At 42.7% G+C, this 18,962-nt stretch carries 17 protein-coding genes and 1 pseudogene; 8 read left to right on the plus strand and 10 right to left on the minus strand.

Translation table 11 applies throughout. The features are described from left to right. Window positions 1-347 (plus strand): transposase (locus NDI42_RS26390; RefSeq protein ID WP_190460471.1); only part of this gene is annotated, 347 nt, incomplete at its 5' end. Between the two features lie 72 nt (window positions 348-419). On the opposite strand, the pseudogene NDI42_RS26395 reads toward NDI42_RS26390, so the two are convergent. After that, window positions 420-824 (minus strand): annotated as a pseudogene (locus NDI42_RS26395) (recombinase family protein); the annotation flags it as partial. A gap of 247 nt (window positions 825-1,071) precedes the next feature. Between NDI42_RS26395 and NDI42_RS26400 the strand changes: the two are divergent. Next, window positions 1,072-1,320, plus strand: coding sequence for a hypothetical protein (locus tag NDI42_RS26400; protein ID WP_190460473.1), 249 nt, complete (start codon window positions 1,072-1,074; stop codon window positions 1,318-1,320). Window positions 1,321-1,696: 376 nt separating this feature from the next. Here the strand turns inward: NDI42_RS26400 and NDI42_RS26405 are convergent, their stop codons facing one another. The 3 genes from NDI42_RS26405 to NDI42_RS26415 all read right to left on the minus strand — a co-directional run bounded on the left by NDI42_RS26405 (window position 1,697) and on the right by NDI42_RS26415 (window position 3,066). Continuing rightward, entirely contained in the window at window positions 1,697-1,897 is a 201-nt protein-coding gene (locus tag NDI42_RS26405; protein WP_348231758.1) for a hypothetical protein, read from the minus strand. Window positions 1,898-1,995: 98 nt separating this feature from the next. Beyond that, entirely contained in the window at window positions 1,996-2,685 is a 690-nt protein-coding gene (locus NDI42_RS26410) for a hypothetical protein (protein ID WP_190460475.1), read from the minus strand. An 81-nt stretch (window positions 2,686-2,766) separates the two neighbouring features. Further along, entirely contained in the window at window positions 2,767-3,066 is a 300-nt protein-coding gene (locus tag NDI42_RS26415) for a hypothetical protein (protein WP_190460477.1), read from the minus strand. 1,182 nt (window positions 3,067-4,248) lie between these two features. Between NDI42_RS26415 and NDI42_RS29005 the strand changes: the two genes are divergently transcribed. Beyond that, entirely contained in the window at window positions 4,249-4,401 is a 153-nt protein-coding gene (locus NDI42_RS29005; RefSeq protein ID WP_199311488.1) for a hypothetical protein, read from the plus strand. Between the two features lie 201 nt (window positions 4,402-4,602). Here NDI42_RS29005 and NDI42_RS26425 read toward each other — a convergent pair whose 3' ends face one another. From NDI42_RS26425 to NDI42_RS26435, 3 genes are all read right to left on the minus strand, one after another. Beyond that, entirely contained in the window at window positions 4,603-5,016 is a 414-nt protein-coding gene (locus NDI42_RS26425) for a hypothetical protein (RefSeq protein WP_190445144.1), read from the minus strand. Window positions 5,017-5,162: 146 nt separating this feature from the next. Next, complete coding sequence (locus NDI42_RS26430) at window positions 5,163-6,716, minus strand: glucosaminidase domain-containing protein (RefSeq protein ID WP_190460479.1); 1,554 nt, start codon at window positions 6,714-6,716, stop codon at window positions 5,163-5,165. 197 nt (window positions 6,717-6,913) lie between these two features. After that, window positions 6,914-7,669, minus strand: a complete 756-nt coding sequence (locus NDI42_RS26435) for an N-acetylmuramoyl-L-alanine amidase (RefSeq protein WP_190460481.1) — start codon at window positions 7,667-7,669, stop codon at window positions 6,914-6,916. Between the two features lie 276 nt (window positions 7,670-7,945). Between NDI42_RS26435 and NDI42_RS26440 the strand changes: the two genes are divergently transcribed. Together NDI42_RS26440 and NDI42_RS26445 are read left to right on the plus strand one after the other, a co-directional pair. Next, window positions 7,946-9,286, plus strand: a complete 1,341-nt coding sequence (locus tag NDI42_RS26440) for an AAA-like domain-containing protein (RefSeq protein ID WP_190460484.1) — start codon at window positions 7,946-7,948, stop codon at window positions 9,284-9,286. Continuing rightward, window positions 9,283-12,843: a WD40 domain-containing protein gene (locus NDI42_RS26445; RefSeq protein WP_190460487.1), complete on the plus strand. Its 3,561-nt coding sequence runs from the start codon at window positions 9,283-9,285 to the stop codon at window positions 12,841-12,843. The genes NDI42_RS26440 and NDI42_RS26445 overlap by 4 nt, the downstream gene beginning before the upstream one ends. 117 nt (window positions 12,844-12,960) lie before the next feature. On the opposite strand, the gene NDI42_RS26450 is transcribed toward NDI42_RS26445, so the two are convergent. Continuing rightward, complete coding sequence (locus NDI42_RS26450; protein ID WP_190460489.1) at window positions 12,961-15,060, minus strand: alpha-amylase family glycosyl hydrolase; 2,100 nt, start codon at window positions 15,058-15,060, stop codon at window positions 12,961-12,963. A 243-nt stretch (window positions 15,061-15,303) separates the two neighbouring features. On the opposite strand from NDI42_RS26450, the gene NDI42_RS26455 reads away from it, so the two are divergent. Then, window positions 15,304-15,915 (plus strand): hypothetical protein, encoded by a 612-nt coding sequence (locus NDI42_RS26455; RefSeq protein WP_190460491.1) that lies wholly within the window; start codon window positions 15,304-15,306, stop codon window positions 15,913-15,915. Window positions 15,916-16,140: 225 nt separating this feature from the next. Here NDI42_RS26455 and parA read toward each other — a convergent pair whose 3' ends face one another. Beyond that, window positions 16,141-16,800 (minus strand): ParA family partition ATPase, encoded by a 660-nt coding sequence (gene parA / locus NDI42_RS26460; protein WP_190460493.1) that lies wholly within the window; start codon window positions 16,798-16,800, stop codon window positions 16,141-16,143. A 208-nt stretch (window positions 16,801-17,008) separates the two neighbouring features. On the opposite strand from parA, the gene NDI42_RS26465 reads away from it, so the two are divergent. Both NDI42_RS26465 and NDI42_RS26470 read left to right on the plus strand, forming a co-directional pair. Next, entirely contained in the window at window positions 17,009-17,404 is a 396-nt protein-coding gene (locus tag NDI42_RS26465) for a hypothetical protein (protein ID WP_206755973.1), read from the plus strand. A gap of 301 nt (window positions 17,405-17,705) precedes the next feature. After that, window positions 17,706-18,359 carry a tyrosine-type recombinase/integrase gene (locus tag NDI42_RS26470; RefSeq protein ID WP_348231763.1) on the plus strand — a complete coding sequence of 218 codons (654 nt, stop codon included), beginning with the start codon at window positions 17,706-17,708 and terminating at the stop codon, window positions 18,357-18,359. Here NDI42_RS26470 and NDI42_RS26475 read toward each other — a convergent pair. Next, window positions 18,340-18,471, minus strand: a complete 132-nt coding sequence (locus NDI42_RS26475) for a hypothetical protein (protein WP_277876911.1) — start codon at window positions 18,469-18,471, stop codon at window positions 18,340-18,342. The two genes, NDI42_RS26470 and NDI42_RS26475, sit on opposite strands and share 20 nt — an antisense overlap. Window positions 18,472-18,962: the final 491 nt, after the last annotated feature.

The raw sequence follows: 18,962 nt of genomic DNA on the forward strand, positions 1-18,962 counted from the left end.
ATCTGGAAACCCGAACTGAATTCCGATTAGTGACTAATTTACCAGCAGCAGGAGATGCAGCAGTTAGTGATGATGACATTAGGGATATTTATCGATTACGTTGGGGAGTTGAATTATTATGGAAGTTTTTAAAGATGCACTTAAAACTCGATAAATTAATTACAAAAAACGTCAACGGTATTACCATACAAATTTACGTTAGTTTGATAGCTTATCTAATTTTACAGCTTTTATGTATTCCCGAACAATGGGGTCATACACTATTAGATAAATTCCGCTATTTACAATGTTGTATGTGTCAAAAAATCAGTTATGTCCATTGGTTTGAGGAGATGATGTTATGTTGACTAATTTAGGCTTTTTAGACTTAGTGCAACTAACTATGTAAAGTTTTGTATCAGGATTCAACATTTCTGCTTTCTGCCTCTAGCTCTAGCAGCTGCTAATCCAGCAAAAGTTCTTTCTTTAATAATCTGCCTTTCACATTCAGCGATCGCGCCGAAAATGCTAAAGACTAACTTGCCACCGCTGGTTGTTGTGTTAATTGCTTCGGTTAGACTGACAAACCCAATTTCTTTTTTATTAAAATCTTCAACCAGTTCTAGTAAATGTTTGAGAGAGCGTCCAAGTCGATCCAGTCGCCATACAACTAAAGTATCCCCCTTACGGAGTTGGTCGAGGCATTGCTTTAATCCAGGTCGAGATGAAGAAGCACCACTGGCGGTATCACTAAAAATCTTTTTGCATCCAGTTTCTTTAAGAGCATCCCTTTGTAAATTTTATGTTTGGTCGTTAGATGAAACTCTGCAATATCCAATTTTCATTAAAAATGTATCGCAACTCATATATTAATTATCTCATGATACATAGATAAAAAGACGGGTTATGAGACACGGTAGAGGTAGATTTGAGGCGCGTTGCATTAACTCAAAATAATTGTCTTATAAACGGTCGTTTGTGAGAATATTATTTATTTATTCCCGAACCTACTACTACGTGAAGGAACTCTATCTATAGCCTTCCTTGCTAAGGTATGGATATTGTGTAACTAAGGAGTTAAAGAATCTTCCTATGGCTTCCGAAGATATTGAGCTTGAAAAGCATTCTGCCGCTAATGTTGTCTACAGATTCCTGGTAGGGGCTGCACTTGGTACTTTTATGGTACTCATCCCTTACTTGTTATCGTTTATAGAATTGAACTTGCTTAACATAGGGATTGCAACATTGGTGGTTGTATTATGTGGATTACTATCAATCCTGTGGGGCAAAAAATTCCTTGAAGCGTTAATACGGTCGTTAGAGTCATCTGGTCTTTATTAATTCTGGGTAGTAGATAGGGGTAAGAGGATACGCTCGCAGCAATAGAGCTGTAACAGATGAGAAAAGAGTTAATACCTAATATATAGTTCAGCGGCTGCGTGCGGCGATCTTCTCCATGTGACACTCAATTGAGTGAAGTGCAGATCACGAACTCATTACTTTCTCATGCCATGACTTGGATGCATAATGAGCGAGTGCCAATCAAACATATTCAGTCGATCTCTAGGCACAAGAACTTGTCGGTGTTGCAGTGGTACATCGATGTGACGGAGAAGGTCAAGGAGATGGTGATCGCAACCCTGAGTTTTAGATCGTGGTGCTTACAGTGCGACAGCTTTTTTTGACTTAATACGACCTCCTAGTGCAATCTATATATCTAGCGTATCCAGCCTCGAATTAGGTACTCCGCCTGAACCTCGCGTATGTGTACAACTGCCTGATGGTGGGCTGAAACCTGTGAGATGTAGCTTGAATTGTCACTGCTTTGAGAAAGTTGTAGTATTTGCTGCTTGGGTTTACGAAACAAGGTAATGGCTAAATGTGAAAACGCACTCATCTTGTTGGAGGCTTGTACCATGATTCTTCTCCTGTCTGAAATCTCTGTATGTTCTTATCAAATCTGATGTATCACTGACTTGAAGATCGAGAATGGCTGAGTTACTTTGCTATTTTTGATTACCGCAAAAACTCGTACAGCAGCAAGCAGAGTTGATTTGCGCCCTCATCAAAACTGACGACTTGCCATCCTAACGATCTGAAGTGCTTAATAAAATTAGGATCTGGAGACTCATATACTGCCTTAGCAATGTCATAAGTTGTAACTCCAAGATTTGCAGCATCATAAATTGTTAGTGAGCCAGTAAGTTTAAGATGGTTAAGTTGGAGATGTAAATCTGTCGTCAGAAACTCAAGCCGATCAGTATAAGAATCATATACAGCAGAATTAGACAATGACTTCTCAGACCAATACTCTGCGTATCTTGATTCATTGGCTAACCGTGCTAGTCCTACACTATTAATCAGAAGTATCTCTGACCAATTCTTGCCATTTACAGTCAAACTGGGAGCAGAACCTAAAGGAAAATATTTTCTAAGCTGACTAAGAGCAGTTGAATAGAGAGTTGACCATTTCAGAATAACAGTTCCAAGGAATAACTTATCAATTTGCTCTAAACGCTTTACTGTTGTACCCATGACTGTTTGGGTAAGATGATGATGATAGTAAACAAAGTGTTCAGCAAGTTGTTCCAAATCTGTATATAAATTTATCCTCTCAATCCATTTAGCTGTCTGTAAGTCTGCCAATAAAATTTCCTTCTGATTACTTTGAGAATCGAGAAAAATGGAGGCATCAATTTGTGACATAGCTCAGCTTCCTAAATTCTATGTTTCTTGAATGAGGAGCAGGAATTAACTTTTGCTCCTCATTCGGACGACTTCTACAAATCAAGCTTTTGGCTTGCGGTCTTGTCTCTCCCATCCGAACCAATCACGGGCAACAAGAACTGCTGGGCTTGTTATAGGTGAGATTATGTCAGAGGCTTGCTCTGTAGAAGTAGACGCAACTTCATCAATGCAGTGAATCATTGGGCAGAGTCTTTCAGAAAAGACTTTTCCTTGACAAACACATGATGTAACTTGAGGATTTGCAGCATTGCCAATGGGAGTGATTGCAGAGGCAGGATCAGCAGCAGAAATTAATGTAGCTGCAATTAGAAGACAGTGAACATTGAGAGGTATATTCATTCTGAATTTCCAAGAAATGAGAAATCGACAGCTAGTTAAAAAGAACACTTATCAAGCGATAGAAGTCTATGTTTGATAAGTGCAAGGTCTAGAGGGATGTGCAGCTACCGTTCTCCCTGATCCTCATGCTCCGCTAATGCAGGTTGATTATTGATTACAATCGATCCTGCTACAAGCGTGGCAGAAGAACCAAAAACGAGGACAGTAGACATGAGCGCAAGAAACCGTTTCATACAATTTGTTCTCCTGAATAAGAGGTTTTCAGTTTTTTGCAGAGAATTGCAAGTCTTTTTCCAATTCTCTGTAGCTCGCTTGGTGATTAGTATCAGTCACAGTGACACATATGTTTTGCCTGGGCAGGTTGATTATTGATTACAATCGATCCTGCTACAAGCGTGGCAGAAGAACCAAAAACGAGGACAGTAGACATGAGCGCAAGAAACCGTTTCATACAATTTGTTCTCCTGGATAAGAGGTCTTCAGTTTTTTGCAGAGAATTGCAGATATTCTTCTAACTCTCTGTAACTCGCCTTAGTAATTAGTATTAGTGGCGATAATTTAATGAAACAAGACTGCTGACTGAGTTCGTGGCTCAGAATGACTGAGTTGGGGTGACTTTTGAGGAACTTTATCTAAAATGTGACTAGACTAAAAATCTCATATGCCTCGATCGCTTAGGGTTCGCCGGGGCTATATAGGAAGGGTCAAGCTATCGGTAAGATCGCAATGGCTTTCTAAGCCAGCAAGCGCTAGCCAAGGAGCTTGGCTTAGCTCGCTCTACAGTCGTCAATTTCCTGACAGGCAAACCTGTTGACTGGGCAGTTTTTGAAGAGTTATGTCTCAGGCTGTCTTTAGATAGTCAAGAGATAGCTAAGATAGATTTTGAACCTTCAGCGGCTGCCAGCGAGAAGTTAAGCATAGATGCTGTCGAATAACAGATTATTTGTCGTCTTAACAAATTGTTGTCGTTGAGCGTTTCTATCGCTGCCAAAGCCTAGATATATTTGGATGAAGAAAAGTTGGAGTTAAGACAATTATGGCTTTAAAGAGGAATTCCTAGCAAAGTGTTACTTGGCCCAAAACCCCTGTTGTAAAAGATTTGAAAGGTTTTTGGACGAACGACACTAATGTGTTAGTAGCAACAAATAATTTGTTATCTGGCAGCGGGACCAAACATTGAAAATGGGACAGTTGCTCTTAGCGATCATTTTTTCTCCATTACTATACAAAGGCGATCTAGTGGCTGCAACGCTAGGGCATTCTTCCGTTACAGTCACCGGGCGCTATCTCCATGCCCGTCCGGAGGAAAGTTCAAGTCTGTACCTGCTAGGGTGAAGATGCGATCGCGCCCATTATTGCAAGATGAGAAACATCATCTCTTCCCCTTATTCCATAAATCAGGAGCGCGAGCAAATTTCTATAATTCATAAAATAATATTCCATCACTGGTGCGAACCAGCGATGGAATATTAATAAGTCCTAATCAATCTAGATTTGACAGGGGGATGCCAACTAACTCAATTGAAGAGCTGACTATTAGCTGTCTGCTTTTGCCACTTCATTCCTCAATTGATAGAACTGAGATTCAAGAGTTTGCAATTCTTGTAAATCTTCGACAAATCTGACATCGCTTAACAAATTGTTAGCCTGTGCTTCAAGAATCCGGTAGCTTCCAGCTCTTTGTTTCACAGGAAAAGCATTGCCAATCGATTGAATGGCTACAATAACTCCCCCAACAATACCTGTTACTATTTTCTGATCTTGCTCGTTCACTCTATCTAAAGTATTGAGAAGAGTAATCACCAGAGTGAGAACAATAGTGGTAATTGTTAAACTGGCATCCCAGTTTCTATTTATCTGTCTGAGTCGAGTTAATTCTTGGCTGACTTGCTTAATTTCAACTTCCAAATCGTTTCTTCTTTTATCTTCAGTTAATGAATGAACTTGCATACAAGTTGACTCCTACTTACTATCTGTAATGAGATAAGATGCACCCTCGAACATTTTGAAAAATTGAAGAAAGCGAGCCTCATTGCTCTACTTGCTCTTAAGAAGCGATGAGAGCGCTCCCTCCTTTTCCAAAGAGAAACTCAGAATTAGGCTCTCACGGGCGGGTTAATTTCAAAGTGAAGGTGATGGTCGTGACCTGGCACGCGAGAACACAACCTTTGCTGAATGAGCTGCGGATCGTTGAAAAAAACTGCCCGTACTAGCTTATGCTTACGCATGGATTTAATCAGCGCTCGCGTAGCGCTTCGGTCGTAACTGGTATCCCACCAGTGAATTCCGCCAAATTTCCCATCCTTTCTGGGCAAAAAGACATCGCACATTAAGCCAGTTTCATGTCCCGCATGGTCAGGCGTATCGCCTCCATGCGGAAGACTAATATCGTTGATGGCAAATGGGGCAGCACTCGGATTAGCGTTTCGATAACTGGCTTGATAATCCTTGGCGATCGCAAGAATGGTATCGGCTAACCAATCTGTACCAAAATCGTGTTCATCATTAGTTTGGTCGCGCTCAAAATTGACAAAACCAATTGATGGATTACTAAACGGCATTGCTACCCAACGTGGTGCATTCGCAGCTTGTAACCATTGATGAGTAGGACCACCCACATCAATTCGTCCATCACCTGCAACCGTGCTGCGACCCGCAATAATAGATTGGAACAGCTTAATTGCTTTAACCGTACCCGTATCTATGGTTACACTATCAGGATTACCCACCCAGGTATAACCTAAGTCACGCAATCGCTGTTTGACAGCTTTAACTTCTTCTTTATTGTTGTTAACTACGCCAACTCCCACGCTTTTGGTTAACTTTATCGCCACCTTTCCTGTAGGGTTTGGCGTTTCTTCGTCATCTTGGTCACTGGCAGAAGGAACAGCTTTAATAGAGATTTCTGTAGTTTCGCTGCCGACAGCTATTTGCATTTTGCGAGCGCCCGCTTGGTGAAACACGAAATCAATTTGCCATTTACCATCCTGACCGATAGCTGCACCTTTGGATGGGAATGTATCGTCTATCTTAAGCAACAAAACTTTGCCACTATCAGTTATGGAGGCAACACCTTCAACCCTGAAATTCTGCCCTACCTCAACTTCTTGAGGCGCACGGGTTGCCTGGAGTTGTACAGGTGGGAGCGTAATTGTAATCCCGCTGGCACGGGCAAGTAACTGCTGCGCTTCTGGGAGTAAGCCCATAACTTTGTTGATATACCTAGGGTCGGCAGCATACCCTTTACGTTGCAAAAATCCAATGAATGTCTCTGGCGCATGAGTATGCTCTTCTAAGCCTGCGTAGGGAGAGCGGGTTAAAAACTTCCAGTAGCCCATAATGTAGGCATCAACATCCTTGAATTGACAGAACTCACCTTCTTGAGGTTCAGAAGGAACTTTAATTTTAATAGCGGTGGCAAACCCATCCATATCAGGATGCCGCCATTTCAAGCCAGCGAAATTGAAGGCCTTGATAGCGAGGTCGCTGGTTGCTCTGCCCGATTCCAGCAACCATTGAGCCAGCGTCACTTCTTTTAAAGGTTGCCGATTTATTGGGTGAACTTTTGCAGAGGGAATGCCAACCTGGTTAAAGATTGTTTCCAAATCTTTAGCCGCATAGTTTTTCACTAACTCGTCTAGTAATGCCATGATTTTGTCCTTGATAAAAATTACTTAGTTTAACTTCTCTGCTAACCAGAGATACTTTTGCGTGTGTTGTCTGATGATTCATAGAACTAACGTATAAACCAGGCTTCTTTAACGTTAGTAAGTTATTACAACGATTACTAAACTTCAGAAACATGGTTTATCGTTGTTAGGTGGTCAGCCCTAATTCAATGATTTATTTACGGCTTGTCTACAACTTTCCCGTGGTTCTCAAAAACAAAATGTTCATCTCGATTAGCCTGACTTTTATCAACCCACTTAACCCAGTAGTGTTTTTCTTCATACCGGAAATCTAAGACGGGATAATCACCAGGAGCAATGTTAGCTAGTGTTTCTGGCGGTAAATCTAGGGCTTGTTCGGTAGAAGGTTTTAAGATAGTTGACTTGCTAATTCGCAAAAGTCCAGGCTGAGGGAGCGAATTATCATCTGATTCCCCAATTAACCCATGCTTGATTGCTTCAGCCATTTCCTCAGCCCCAAAGATATTCATATCTTTTGACGAGTCACAAAAACAACACTCAACTAAAATGGCGGGCATTGAGGTGTGTTTTAAAACGAAGAATGGAGTATTTTTTACGCCTCGGTTTTTGAAGCCAAGCTGGACAACCTCTTTAAGGACTGATTCTGCTATAGACTGGCTGACTCGACTAATCGCAAAGACTTCGGTTCCATTGGCTTTGCTATTGAATTTATTAAAATGAATCGAGACAAAGACATCAACACGATTATCATTGGCTTTGTTGACTCGCTGCCTTAAAGAGTCAGTCTCACTGCTAGCTGTTGTTGGCGTACAGTTAACGACTGTGTGACCTGCGGCTGCTAATTTTTGCATCAATAATCTGCCAACCGCTCTTGTTAAATCATCTTCTTTTTGAAGTCCGACTGCACCTGTATCCGGTGGGCAATTATGTCCGATATCAATACCAAATTTCATGGGTTTTTCCTTACTGCTATGAGTTCGATACTTTCATCAAAACTCTTGGCTAACTGAGTTCAAGGCTGAGATTGACTGAGTAAGGCTGACTTTTGAGCTATTGCATCCATGAGCTATGGCATCCATATAGAATCTAAGTAACTCATAAGTATCGATATGCCGCGATCGCTCAAGGTTCGACAGGACTGTATAGGGATAGTTAAACTAGCGGTCAGAAGGAACAGCTTTCTTAGTCAACAGGCTCTAGCGGAGGATCTAGGCTTAGCTCGCTCCACAGTGGTCAACTTTCTGACAGGTAAACCAGTAGATCGGGCAATTTTTGAAGATATCTGTCAGAAATTGTCCTTAAACTGCGGGGAAATTGCTGAATTTAACCTGGAAACTCCATTAGTTCTAGGTGAGGAGACTCAGATGGAGTTCAGGAGAAATTATGGAGACTTGGAAGAAGTTGATGATGTATCAAGCTTTCAGAACAGCCGAGAGAAGCCAACTGAAGTGGAAGGAGCCGAGTTTTTGCGATCGCTCCATGTAAGCGATTTAGGTGAACTGGAAGAATACAAAATTTTTGAGACAAAAGAGCCGTTTGGGCGTCTGTCTGCTGTGGAAGCCCAAGGGATGGATTTTGCCTTTTATGTAGAACGCCCACCCATTGAAGAGCGCTGTTATTCGGAGATTTTGAAGCCGGGATGCCTGCTGCGAATTAAAGCCCCTTGGCAGACAGGAAAAACAGAGCTGATGTCAAGGCTCATAAATTACGTTGAACAAAAGGGGTACCGAACAGTAGTTTTAAACTTACGGGACGCAACCCAAGAAGATTTCACTAATCTGGATAATTTCTTGCAGTGGTTTTGTACAATCTTCGCTGACAGATTGGAATTGACTACAAGTGTGGAAGAACACTGGCGCAAGAGTATTGGGAATAGCAAGATTAAATGTCGAAGCTACTTTGAGAAGTATTTGTTACCAGGAGATAGTCCCCTAGCTTTAGCTTTAGATGAGGTAGACCGAATTTTCCCAATACGGGAAATTGCCAGCGAGTTTTTAGGTATGCTGCGAACCTGGCATGAGGACGCTAAGACTCGCCAACTCTGGCGGCAACTTCGGCTAGTCGTGTTGCATTCGGAAATCTACACTGAGATTGATATCAATCAGTCCCCGTTTAATGCTGGATGTGAGATGACATTAACAGACTTCAACCAAGAGCAAGTGCTTTCTTTAGCACAACGGTATGGACTGGAGTGGGATACAGCCAGAGTTACACAGTTAATGGCAATGGTGGGAGGACATCCCTACTTGGTGGGGGAAGCCCTCAAACAGATAGCACAACAATATACAACGCTTGAAGAATTGCTGCAAACATCTCATACGGCACGGGGAGTCTATAGTCGCCACTTAGAACGACATTGGAGAAATCTGCAATCTAACCCTGAACTAGCTTGTGCTTTTCAAAAGATAGTCCTAGCTAACTCTCCAGTGGAATTTAACTCCCAGTTAAATCAAAGTATGGCAGTGAAGTTAAATGACTTGGGACTGGTGAAGCTTTTAAGCAATAATGCAATTCCCCGTTACGAGTTATACCGCCAGTATTTTCGCGATCGCCTTCAAGATAATTTATGAGTGCAACATACAGTAATGGCAACTCTTATCAAGTAGGGGGAAGTCTACCAGAGTCTGCTTCTACTTATGTAGTCCGACAGGCAGACTATGAACTGTATGAAGGATTAAAGGCTGGTTCTTTCTGTTATGTATTAAATTCCCGACAGATGGGCAAGTCCAGTCTGCGGGTACGAACAATGCGAACCCTGCAAAAAGAGGGATTTGCTTGTTGTGCAATCGAAATGAGGGACATTTGTAGCTATGAGGTAACACCCGATGAATTTTTTGGTGGCTTCCTCAGCCTTCTAGTAAGTGGGTTTAATTTGGAAATTGATGTAGGAGACTGGTGGTACAAATATCAATATATTCCTCCTTCACTGCGGTTGAGTAGGTTTTTTGAAGAAGTACTGCTAGATAAGGTTAGTCAAAATGTTATTATTTTTGTCGATGAAATTGATAATGTTTTAAACCTGAAGTTTAAAGACGATTTTTTTGCATTTATTTGTAGCTGTTACAACCAACGCGCCAACAATTCAAAGTATAATCGCCTCACTTTTGCGCTGATAGGAGTGGCGACACCTGTGGATTTGATTGCAAATACAAATCACACGCCCTTTAATATTGATAGTCGAGCTATTGAACTGACTGGGTTTCAACTAGAGCAAGTTACCCCTCTAGAGAAAGGTCTAGTTGGGATAGTCAGCAATCCCAAAGCCGTGTTGAAAGAGGTGTTAAAGTGGACAGGTGGGCAACCATTCCTAACGCAATGGTTGTGCCAATTGGTTTGCACATATCCCTCTACGCCCTTTGAGCCAGATAGCGAGATAGACTGGGTAGCTGCGATTGTGCGAGAGAGGATAATTGAGAATTGGTGGACGCAGGATAGGCAACAGCATTTACAAACAATACGCAAGCGGCTAGTTAGTAATGAGAAGCGTGTTTGTCGGCTATTAGGACTGTATCAACAAATTTTGCACTTTGGAGAACTTAAAAGTGATGATAGTCCAGAACAAATGGAATTGCGGCTATCTGGTTTAGTGGTTAAGCAGCATGGCTTCTTGAGAGTTTACAACCGCATTTATGGAACGGTTTTCAATTCAGATTGGGTTGATCAAGCATTATCAAGCTTACGACCTTATGCAGCAGAGCTGGCGGCTTGGATAGAAGCGAGGTGCCAAGATGACTCATGTCTACTACGTGGGCAAGCATTGCGAGAAGCTCAAGATTGGGCTGTAGGAAAAAGTTTAAGTGACCAAGATTATCGGTTTCTAGCTGCCAGCCAAGAGTTAGATAAACAAGCCGTTCAATTTGCTTTAAATGCTGAAAGGAAAGCCAGAGAAATAGTTGCTTCTGCTCAGAAAAAAGTAGAAATATCGTTGGAAGAGGAAAGACAAGCAAACCAACGATTTCTGACAGCACAACGCAAAACCAAACGACAAACCTATACAGGATTCGTCATCCTAGCTTTATCTATTGCTGGAGCAATACAGGCATTAATCATCCGTCAAACATCTTTAGAGATAATGCAACTAGAGCAAAAAGGAACTAATACATGGCGGCAGTTCTTTGAGTCTAGTCAAATCGATGCACTTTTTTCAGCAGTACAGACTGGTCAAGAGTTAAAGCGTTTAGCTGGAAATGAGCGCTCACTATCTAAATATCCTGCTTATAGTCCTTTGTTTAGTTTATTGACCATACTTTCTAAAATTCATGAGCAGAACCGCTTAGAAGGGCACAAAGCTCCAGTTAACGATATCAGTTTTAGTTCCGATGGACAGGTGTTTGTCTCTGCTAGCAACGATTCTTCTATCATGCTTTGGCGGCGAGACGGCACTTTGATTGCTAAATTCGTTGGGCATAGCCATTGGGTTAATAGTGTCAGTTTCAGTCCTGATGGGCAAACTATTGTCTCTGCAAGTAACGACAAAACTGTCAAGATATGGAGACGAGATGGCACTTTAGTTACTACTATTGCTGCACACAATGCGCCCATTAATAGCGTCAACTTTAGTCCTGATGGGCAAACTATTGTTTCTGCAAGTAACGACAAAACTATTAAAATATGGAGACAAAATGGCACTTTAGTTACTACTATTGCTGCACACAATGCGCCTGTTAATAGCGTCAACTTTAGTCCTGATGGACAAACTATTGTTTCTGCAAGTAACGACAAAACTATTAAAATATGGAGACGAGATGGCACTTTAGTTACTACTATTGCTGCACATAATGCGCCCGTTAATAGCATCAGCTTTAGTCCTGATGGACAAACTATTGTTTCTGCAAGTAACGATAAAACTGTCAAGATATGGAGACGAGATGGCACTTTAGTTACTATTATTGCTGCACATAATGCGCCCGTTAATAGCATCAGTTTTAGCCCTGATGGACAAACTATTGTTTCTGCAAGTAACGATAAAACTGTCAAGATATGGAGACGAGATGGCACTTTAGTTACTACTCTCGCCGAGTATAGTATTCCAATCAACAAGGCTCGATTCAGCCCAGATGGAAAAACCATAATCTCTGCTAGCTCTGATTACACCATTAAATTTTTGAACCTCAATAGTGCTTTTCCTAGCTTTGCCAAATACAATGCTTCAATTAACAGCATTCACTTCAGTCCAGATAGACAAATCTTGGCTTCTGCTAGTGGGAGTTGGAAAGGATGCTCACAGCGTAGCTGCGGCTTCGTTCCAGATGAACAAATTTTAATGTCTGCTAGTGATGCTAACGTGATTAAGCTTTGGAGACAGGACGGCACTTTGGTTGCTACTCTCGTTGAACACAGTAAACCGGTTAATGATGTTAGCTTTAGCCCAGATGGGCAGTTGATAGCCTCTGCTAGTGCTGATCGCACCGTTAAGCTTTGGAAATGGAATGGCACTTTGGTTACTACTCTTAACGGTCACAAAAGGCCGGTTAATGGAATTAGCTTCAGCCCGGATGGGCACATGATAGCCTCTGCTAGTGCTGATCGTACCGTTAAGCTTTGGAAACGGAATGGCACTTTGGTTACTACTCTTAACAGTCACGAAGCGCCAGTTAACAAGGTCAGCTTTAGCCCAAGTGGGGAATTTTTAGTTTCTGCTGGTGGTGATAAAAATATAAAGCTTTGGAAACAAGATGGGACTTTGATTGAGACTTTCAAGCATGATGCCCCAGTTAATAGTGTTATTTTCAGTCCAAATGGAGAAACTATCGTATCTGCTAGTGCTGATAGTCACATTAAGATTTGGAGACGAGATGGCACTTTAGTAAGGTCTCTCAAGCACGGTACACCAGTTGACATTATCAGATTTAGCCCTGATGGACAAATCCTCGTTTCCGCTGGACATGACACTACTATTAAACTTTGGAAACAGGACGGTACTTTAATTACTACACTGACTGGTCATGATGCCCCAGTTCACAGCCTCAGCTTTAGTCCTGACGGGCAAACTCTAGCCTCTGCCAGTATTGACGGGACAATAATCTTGTGGAGTCTCAATCTAGATGATCTACTGATGCGAGGTTGTGAGTGGCTCAAAGATTACTTGGCTAGTCAACATAGTGTTTCAAAAGTTTGTCCCATCTAACACTTTCCCAGTTTGTGGTGTTGAGAAGCAAAGAAGCCGTGTTTACGGTCGAGTACACGACTCAAAAGAGTAACTCCCCACGGGAACTTCTTTCTTAATCTAAGGTAGTTATAGTCCTTATTCTAGAGAATACACCTTAGCTTCCCAAGGGTAAATTGGTTCTCTTCCAACCCACTCTGGAGGAGTATATTCGTTTCGAGTAATTTCCTTCCATCTACCTCCGGGCGGTGTTGGAGGCCAATTTGGAACGATATACTCAGCCCTTGGGTTCTGAACGTTACTTCCCCAGTCAGAAAAGTTAGCAACCACTACCACTGGGTGAGCACTATCAGAGCGTCCACGCCTCCATACAAGAACTCTCTTACCTTCATTAAAGTCTACGTGGATGAAATCTGTGTCATTGACAGCAAGGGCATTACTGGAAGTCCGAAACTTGATTAGTCTAGCTACATACTCTGAAAGCTCCTTGCGCCACCCTTCTTCACGACGTGCAAAATTGACTGGATCAACCTGCTTTCCTCCGGCATGAGTGACCTTGCCCTTGGCATCAAAACGATCGTGTTGGTCAGCAAACTCCTCACCAGCAAGAATCATTGGAATGCCTACAGATGTTAGCAAACATACAAAAGCAAGTTTGATGCGTTTCTGGGTATCCCAAATACCATTAACGTTGAGGAAGTTGTACAATCTTTCATTCTCAAATCCCTCAACATCGTGTGAAGTCAGGTAGATAACAGATTGGGAACCATCACTAAATTCTAAATTGCGACAATCAATTGCCTTGCGTACAGTCCATTCAAAACTCAATCCATTGGCATTTCTTCCACAGATTGCAGCACGAACTAAGTACTTGAACGTGTTATTCCATAACCCATCCAGTCTTTGTTGACGCAAGAGATCTAATGGCATCGATAGCTCTTCTCCTACCACAATAAATCGTTCATCTGCTCCTGCTCCAAGTGCTTGTTCGTTCCATCTCTGTTGCCAAAGCTGTCGTGCTAGATCCTTAAATTCTTGAATAAAATCCCAATTGGCAATATTTTCAACAGAGTCTAGCCGGATACCATCAATATGCCAATTAAGCATCCAATGAATGAGGTAAGTCTTCATCAATTGGCGTGCAGGAACTAGCTTCTGCTGTGTTCCTGAGATTGGATCGTAAGCATCATTGACAAAATTGAAGTAGCGCCAAAGCTTACCTCCCCAACCATCTCGTCGTTTTCTGCCTATTATGCTTCCATCATCCTCATACTCATACTCATTAAGCCTAGATATCAATGCATCTGGCTCAGTTGAGCCTTTTTTCGGCGCAATATGAAACTCTGGAAAGTTAGCACACTGATAAAAACCCTGCGAAGCGAATGCAGTAACCATATCAACAAAAAAGCGAATGCCATGTTTGTGGCAAGTTTGAATTAGTTGGGTTAGGTCGCTCAAGGCAGTTGGTGAAGAATTGCCTTCTGGAAAACCCAGATCATAATCTGGTGCAAAAAGATTAGATGGTCCGTAACCCCACTCCCGTTTAATATAGCTATCTGTAAGAGGTAGAAGTTCTAACGCATTAATCCCTAAATTCGTTAAGTAAGATTCGCCGGGTTGTACTATAGGAAGATCTGAGAAGTTTGCTCCGTCTGCATCGCGCTCGATTAGCGCAAGCACATCGCGAAATGTTCCTACGTCCTGCTCAAAATCTAATTCACCTAATAGCCGAGTCCAAGTCGTTGGTAACTCGTAGATCACAAGGCGATTATTAGGGCGCAAGGTGTCTAAGCTAGGCTCTTCTGTAAAATCACTAACCTCACCGCCTGGGTCACAGGGGTGTAGATTCCCTTGGTCATACTTGATGACAGACGATGCCCGTTGGTCTTTTCGAGCTTTATAAGGAAGTGGCAATTTTGGGCTGGTTAAACGCCAGTCTGTAACATAAGCATAGGGGTCTGTACAACGAATTCGAGTAGGAGCCTTCTGCTCTGGATCGGTGTCTTCTACTTCAAACCAGTAATGATAAATATGCCCTGTCTGCAAATTACAATCTGCTGCTGCAATCTCCCAAAGATCTGAGAAAGCTGAAGATTGTTTAAGTATAAATCGCTGTTCTCCCCGTAAGGTTGGTGGATTTCCAGGTTGAAATTGCCCAATGACTAGCTCAGGAGGGGTCTTGCTGATGCGCCACAGTACGAAGTGAGTTTCTTTACGTTTGAGCAAATCAGCACTCATTAGAACTCCTATCAACTTGGTACAGTTGAGAAACATTATAACTAGGGGTAAGGCTAGGGAGCTTGTTATTAAGTGCAAAGTAGCCCTAAAAGCCTTCTATGCACAGGAAAATAAGAAATCCTCAGAATATAAGGTGTCTGGAATCGCACCTTGCCTTTTCTTGTCGAAAAAGCTTTGTTTTTTATCTCTAGGTAATACCTAGATAAGACCTATACTAAAAAGACAGCTAGGTTTTATCCAGACATGAGTAATACAGGGCGCAACAAAAAACTGGCATCCTTCAACTGCGATGAAGAGCTATGGACAGGGTTCATGCGCCGATGTCAGGAGAAAGGCACGACAGCAACAGCTACCCTTACCCGATTACTTTCGCTCTACCTAAATGGAGAGCTAGACTACCTTGATACTTTTCAAGGTAAAGCGGGAGGCAAAGATGAACCCCTAGAGGAACGAGTTAAGGCTTGCGTTCGTGAATACCTAGACAACTACCTAGTAGCTTATCAAGGTAAAAATAGCGAGTTATATTCTACGGTGATTTCCCTATCGGAGAAGATAAAATCCGTTGAGGAACGTTTAAACACAACAAAACGCCGCACTAATACAAATACAAAGGAAACAAATCCTCCCCAAGAACGCGAGTATTGGTTTATCAAGGAAAGAGCCAAACATTTGAGGTTAACTATTAGTGCCAATCAAATTATTCACATAGAGTTGTTTGCGTCAGATGCTTACAAACAGCGATATGGAGAACTCCCAAAGAGGCAACTGTTGAAAAATACTTACGCTTTTGCTATTCCTGTCGCCGATGTGGATATTCTAGATGCTGCTATTAAAAAAGTGACAAAACAACCATGACAGATGGATTTGAAAATATTTTTTAAAGAAATAGCTGAACCCATTGCGTTACCAGGAAAGTGCGCTCGCACTTCCCTCAGTTTTAGCTTATAACAATGAGAGCTATCGTTCCGAAAAAGCGGATGCCATCTCATATTCAGGTGAGTGTAACCTAAGCTATTATTTGAGCTTCTGTTAACTATCGCTACCCAGTTATAAGAGTCTAGGCTAACCGGCTAACCTGTCTCAAACGTGCAGAATACCCAAAACCTCATCAGTCAAGCTTTCTATCTCTTCTATCGCCGCTGAAGCTTTGCTGCCAAAGTTGTGTACTGTCTGCCCAAAGACAGCCGACTGCCGATAGACTTGCCGATGTCCCAGATAAGATTTGACCAATTCAATCCCAAACTCCGGCAGAACTTCTAAACTTTCCTGAGCTAGAGTCGTATTGGGCTGGCACTGATTCATCACTAGCCGAGCCTGTAGAGACTCATTAATGATACTCACGTTAACGATGACCTGGCGGATACCGACTGCTGCCCACATATCTAGTGGGGAGGGAATGAGTGGCACTAGCGCTAAGTCAGCAATCAATAGGGCGCTCTGGGGAACAGGAGAATCCGCCGCCGGTGGACAGTCAATGATGATGCAATCATAATCCTCAATAAACTTTTTGACCTCCCGGTGAACCTTGGCATTAGCAGCACTCAAGCCGACTACAGATGCTGGGAACGGAGCTTCATCCTCAGCTGAAGCCGCCCAGCGAGTTGCTGTACCTTGGGGATCTGCATCCACCACGAGAATTTTATTTTCCCGTCGGGCTAGAGATCCGGCAAGCTGCATACTAATAGTAGTTTTGCCTGAACCACCCTTTTGATTCACTACAGCAATAATTTTCGCCGTCATGGGATTCCAGAGATAAACTGTTTATACAGTTTATAGTTTTTATATTGTTTGCTTAGTTTTCCCATTCTCGCACGAACATCCGGATACACAAACACTATAAACTGTATGTATAGTTAATAGTGTTTATATTGTTTATATAGTTTATAGTGTTTGTACCGTTTACTCAGTTTTTGAAGATTCCTGCACGCTGACGAAGAGAGGAGGGGCGATGACCAAAAAAAATATGAAATCAGCTCTTAATGCTTCTCTCAAAGCAGAGGATGAAGCAGTGAAGAGCCGATTTGAGAAAGCTGAATCTTTACTACGGGATGGGACTCAAACCAACAGGAAGTCGGAAGTGACTCCTCAAGTAGAGGCTCAGAGCCGCGAGGAACAAATTAAGAAGGAGCGAGTGATTCGGGATAGCTTTACCCTCCCTGGTGAAGACTATGAACTAATTTCAGCCATTAGACAGCGATGCCTCAATTCAGCCGTCAACGTGGCTAAAAGTGAGGTCATCCGCGCTGGTCTTCACGCTCTTAACGAACTACCTGATGAAGCTTTACTGAAGGTCATTGAAAGCCTCACGAAGATCAAAACAGGAAGACCGGCAAAGAGAGTGTAGGCTGACATCGATAGATGGCACTACACCCACTTATCCATGCTGAATTTTCTGACACCAGGGGTTAGCATGGCAGTAGGCAAGGCGTGTTAATTTCTATGACCACAACTAAGCAACTGCTAAAATTTGAGCAATTCTTTGACGACGATGGTACAGACAACATCTATGAGTAGGTTGCTGGTCACGCCGTGGTAGCTAACCTGTAGACCCAAGAAAGGGTTGAAACCGGCAAGAGTGATCGCTCTTGATAACTGAGAGAGCTTCGCCCCTACTGCGGTAAATCTCATAGGCATTAGTGGGGAGTGTGCAGTTGAAAATAGATCGTCACGGCAAAGCCAGGTGTTTAGAAGCCGCCGAGATTCAGTTACTTTTTGACGAGGGGCTGCAAACTATTGCTCATCGCTGCCTCTTCGGGATTTGCTTGTATACGGCAGCAAGAATCAATGAAGCCTGTACTTTGCGTCGGGTAGATGTCTTTGATAAATCTAGGCGAGTCAGACCGTCTCTGATTATTCGTAAAGCTAATAGTAAAGGCAAGCTGGCAACAAGATGTGTGCCTATTAGTGAAGACTTAAGGGAATTGTTAACCGAATACAACCCGCCCGCCCATCAAGGGTTTCTGTTTCCAGGTCGTCATGGGCGAGGTCATATTCGCCCCGATTCCGCTTCACGGATTTTAAGAGAAGCTATGAATCGCATCGACCTAGAAGGTGCCAGTACGCATTCATTTAGAAGAACGGCATTGACGATGATGAGCAATAGCGGGGTGCCGCTGCGAGTTATTCAAGCCGTAAGTGGGCACCGCAGCCTAGAGGTGTTAGAAGAATATTTAGCTGTAGGCGATGAGCGAGTCAGGGGCGCGATCGCGGTGCTAGCGCAGTTGTCTTACGTCAAAAAATTACTCTTTCCCGACTGGCGATCGCATTCAGCGCAGGGATTCAGGAATCCTTTTCAATAAAACCAGAACCCTCTATTGAAGTTGAGGGAGGATTTTCCTTCAAGTCGTCATACATACATTTCTCAACTGGCGATCGCCCTGGTGTCCGATCCTTTTCTATATCGTCATACATTCTTTTCCCGACTCTAACCTACTTTTGCCATCCCACCTGCGACTTTTCCATCAGGTCTATTCTTTCAAAGACATAAGTCACCCCGCAGATCGCACCCTGCAAGCTTCGCTTCTACCTTGCGACGTTGCTCTTGAAAGTCAGCACTCGCGGCTTATCTCTTCGAGACTGGCCTAGCAGCGCTGAAGGGTGCGATCGCACTCGCGCACAACTTCCGCTTCCTTTGGTTCAGATCCCTCTGCAATCCAACGGATTTTCTCTTGCCACTCCACCGGTATTGTGCTCCTAGCATGGGTGATTCTGGCATCTATGCCGACTCTGCTATCAGTTACCAATCAGAGGTAGCTTATCTTACTTGATGACGGTGATAACAGCGCAGGTATAAGCAAAAATCATCTATTGCGCCCGAAACCCTGATTCTCTCGTGAGGCGGATGGAGCGGGATTGATAAGCTCTGTTGAATCCGGCAATCCGAAATTTTTAAAACAACGCTA

The sequence above is a fragment of the Funiculus sociatus GB2-C1 genome (assembly GCF_039962115.1).
Classification (GTDB): Bacteria; Cyanobacteriota; Cyanobacteriia; order Cyanobacteriales; family FACHB-T130; genus Funiculus; species Funiculus sociatus.

Bases quoted from the DNA above. Each gene is read 5' to 3' on its own strand.
- NDI42_RS26400 (WP_190460473.1), top strand. From the start codon at position 1,072: ATGGCTTCCGAAGATATTGAGCTTGAAAAGCATTCTGCCGCTAATGTT.
- NDI42_RS26405 (WP_348231758.1), bottom strand. From the start codon at position 1,897: ATGGTACAAGCCTCCAACAAGATGAGTGCGTTTTCACATTTAGCCATT.
- NDI42_RS26410 (WP_190460475.1), bottom strand. From the start codon at position 2,685: ATGTCACAAATTGATGCCTCCATTTTTCTCGATTCTCAAAGTAATCAG.
- NDI42_RS26415 (WP_190460477.1), bottom strand. From the start codon at position 3,066: ATGAATATACCTCTCAATGTTCACTGTCTTCTAATTGCAGCTACATTA.
- NDI42_RS29005 (WP_199311488.1), top strand. From the start codon at position 4,249: ATGGGACAGTTGCTCTTAGCGATCATTTTTTCTCCATTACTATACAAA.
- NDI42_RS26425 (WP_190445144.1), bottom strand. From the start codon at position 5,016: ATGCAAGTTCATTCATTAACTGAAGATAAAAGAAGAAACGATTTGGAA.
- NDI42_RS26430 (WP_190460479.1), bottom strand. From the start codon at position 6,716: ATGGCATTACTAGACGAGTTAGTGAAAAACTATGCGGCTAAAGATTTG.
- NDI42_RS26435 (WP_190460481.1), bottom strand. From the start codon at position 7,669: ATGAAATTTGGTATTGATATCGGACATAATTGCCCACCGGATACAGGT.
- NDI42_RS26445 (WP_190460487.1), top strand. From the start codon at position 9,283: ATGAGTGCAACATACAGTAATGGCAACTCTTATCAAGTAGGGGGAAGT.
- NDI42_RS26450 (WP_190460489.1), bottom strand. From the start codon at position 15,060: ATGAGTGCTGATTTGCTCAAACGTAAAGAAACTCACTTCGTACTGTGG.
- NDI42_RS26455 (WP_190460491.1), top strand. From the start codon at position 15,304: ATGAGTAATACAGGGCGCAACAAAAAACTGGCATCCTTCAACTGCGAT.
- parA (WP_190460493.1), bottom strand. From the start codon at position 16,800: ATGACGGCGAAAATTATTGCTGTAGTGAATCAAAAGGGTGGTTCAGGC.
- NDI42_RS26465 (WP_206755973.1), top strand. From the start codon at position 17,009: ATGACCAAAAAAAATATGAAATCAGCTCTTAATGCTTCTCTCAAAGCA.
- NDI42_RS26475 (WP_277876911.1), bottom strand. From the start codon at position 18,471: ATGTATGACGATATAGAAAAGGATCGGACACCAGGGCGATCGCCAGTT.